This window comes from Micromonospora sp. NPDC004336, from assembly GCF_053602615.1.
Map to the genome: position 1 here is coordinate 1 of NZ_JBSGDY010000322.1, position 2,802 is coordinate 2,802.

Below are 2,802 nucleotides of genomic sequence, written 5' to 3' on the forward strand. Positions count from 1 at the left end.
GCCCGGGCGTCCGCCGGAACCCGCAGGCGACAGGGAGCGTCATACCGTGATGATCAGACGCCTGCTGCTCTGCGTGGTGCTCCTGCTCGCCGCCTGCGGTGACCGACCGGCGCCCCGGCCCGCGACAGGCGCGCAGACCGTCGTCGTCGAGGTCGACCGGCGCGCCGGTCTCGTCGCCGGCGCCGGGCAGTGGGCTCTGCCGACGTTCACGCTCTACGGCGACGGCACCGCCGTGACCCGGGGCGAGGACCGTGGCGCGCTGCTGACCGGCCGACGCCGGACGCTCTCGACGGCGCAGGTCGACGCGCTGTTCGGGCGGGCAGCCGAGGCGGGCCTCTTCACCGATCGCGACCATCCCCGGCAGGACACCGACGCGGCCGTGCTCACCGTGCGGCTGACCACGACCGACGGCACGTACACCACGACGGTGCGGCAGCCGTCGCGGGACGAGACCGGCGACCGGGGTGACGCGATCGCGTTCGCCGACGCGGCGGCTGCCGCCGGTGTCGACGCCGGGGAGTACCTGCCGCAGCGGGCCGCCGTGCTGGTGGTGGCCGCGGAGGACGACGGCTCCGACGTGCGGCCCTGGCCGCTGGAGGTGCCCCTGTCCGCGATGGACGGCGCGCCCCGACGGCCGTGCCTCGTGGTCGACGGCGCGGCGCTGGCAACACTGCGAAACCAGGCCGGCGCGGCCGACGGCGGGACCCGCTGGCAGGCCGAGACCCAGCGGGTACGCCTGGTGGTCCGGCCGCTGCTGCCACACGAGCGGGCCTGTGCGGACCTCGACTGAGGGCGGGGGACGCGACCGCCGGGCCGGGTGGTGCCGGCGCGGGCGACAGGCGAACCGCCAATTCCGCATCGGCGAGCGGCGATGGACGGCAGCCGCATGCCATTGACGGTGATTGTCGTCCATTGTGTAACGCCGGCGGTCGGGCGGACGCCTAATCCCCGGACGCGACGATCTTGTCGCGCGCCCGGCGCCGGCTCCGCCGGCCGCCGTGGCATCACGGGGTTACCACCGAAAGGGGACCGCACGTGCGGTTGCGCACAGTGATCGGCTCAGTCCTGGCATCGACGATGGCCGCCGCGGCCGGCCTCGTCGTCACCACCACACCCGCCGCGGCCAGGGACACCGCGACCCTGATCCCCGGCGTCACCGGCGTCGTCGACACGGCCGCGGCCGGCGGCCGGGTCTTCGTCTCCGCGAGCGACCGGATCGTGGTCGCCGACGCCCGCGGCACGCTCACCGGCAGCGTCACCGGCCTGGCCCGCCCGGCCGGCCTGGCCGTCACGCCCGACGGCAGCCGGGTCTACGCGGCCCTGGCCGGCTCGAACGAGATCGCCGAGATCGACGCGGCCACCCTCGCCGTCGTCCGCCGGATCAACCTGGCGGGGCACCCGTCCCCGGCGAACCTGTCCCTCGACGGCGACCGGCTCTGGGTGGGCTACGGCGTCAAGAACGACTTCGTCGGCGGCGTCCTCGGCCTCGACCTGTCCGTGGCGGCGCCCACGCCCGTCCCCGTCGCCACCGGGATGTACGGGGCGCCCCTGGTCGCCGGCGCCGGCGACACGGTCTTCACCGCCGAGGCGGGGATCAACCCCGCCAGCCCCCGGGTGTACGACGTCAGCACCACCCCGGCGACGTTGCGTGGGGTGATCGACGGCGCCGACAACGACCTGTACAACCTGACCGACCTGACCATCACGCCCGACGGCACCCGGGCCGTCTCCGTCTTCGCCACCTCCGGCTTCGACGTCTGGGACACCAGGACCCTGGCCAAGGTCCGCAGCTACGGATCGCGGGCCGACCACCCGGGCTCGCCGGGCGCGGTCGCGCTCAGCCCGGACGGCGCACACGTCGGCACCGCCTTCTACGGCTCGGGCCACGGCCCCTACGCCGGGGTGTACGACGCCGCCACCGGGGCGATGACCCACCAGGCGCAGATGACCTACAAGGGCGACCTGGTCACCGGCAGCCTCTCCGTGCTGGGCGGCGACCTCTACGCGCTGCTCAACGACTCGCCGAACAACCGGTACCACCTGTGGCGCGTGGAGGGCGCACTGCTGCCGGCGTCCACGCTGAGCCTGTCGGCCACCGGTGCGGCGACCGCGCTGGAGCCGCTGTCCATGACCGGCAGGCTCACCGTTCCCGACGGCTCCGCGCCCGGGACACAGCCGATCGAGATCACCCGCACGCTGCCCGACGGCACCACCGCCACGCTGCCCGGCGTGGCCACCGCCGAGGACGGCACCTTCACCGTCACCGACACCCCGCCGGCCGGCGGCAGGGTCAGCTACACCGCCACCTGGGACGGCAGCGCCCGATTCCGCTGGTCGAGGACCACGACCACCGTGGACGTCGCCCAGCACCCCACCTCGCTGACCGTCACCGGCCCGACGACGGCGAACGCCAGGAAGCCACTCACGCTCACCGGCCGGATGGCGACCGCCGGCAACGTGCCCACGCCGGCCGCCGGGTCGATCGTCGTGTACCGGGTCCACACCAACAGCAGTGGCTCCGTCGGGACCGACCTGCCGCCGGCGCCGCTCGCCGCCGACGGTTCGTTCACCGTCACCGACACGCCCCCGGTGGGCGGCCAGTACACCTACCACATCCGGTTCGACGGCGACGCCACCTACGCGTACGCGTACACCAGCCACGGCGTCGCCGTCCGGGGCGCGGGCGCCTGAGCGGGGCGCCCCGGTAGTGGGGGGGGCCGGCGCCGGGGGGGGGGGGGCCCCCCCCCCCGGTGGGGGGGGGCCCCGGCCCACCCCCCGCCCCAAAACGGCCCCGCCCCGCCC

At 75.5% G+C, this 2,802-nt stretch carries 2 protein-coding genes; both read left to right on the plus strand.

Features of this window, described 5'->3' with window-relative positions:
* Positions 1 to 46: 46 nt before the first annotated feature.
* Positions 47 to 790, plus strand: coding sequence for a hypothetical protein (locus ACWENR_RS30340; RefSeq protein ID WP_452280367.1), 744 nt, complete (start codon positions 47 to 49; stop codon positions 788 to 790).
* A 260-nt stretch (positions 791 to 1,050) separates the two neighbouring features.
* Complete coding sequence (locus ACWENR_RS30345) at positions 1,051 to 2,691, plus strand: YncE family protein (RefSeq protein WP_452280368.1); 1,641 nt, start codon at positions 1,051 to 1,053, stop codon at positions 2,689 to 2,691.
* The last annotated feature ends 111 nt before the right edge of the window (positions 2,692 to 2,802 follow it).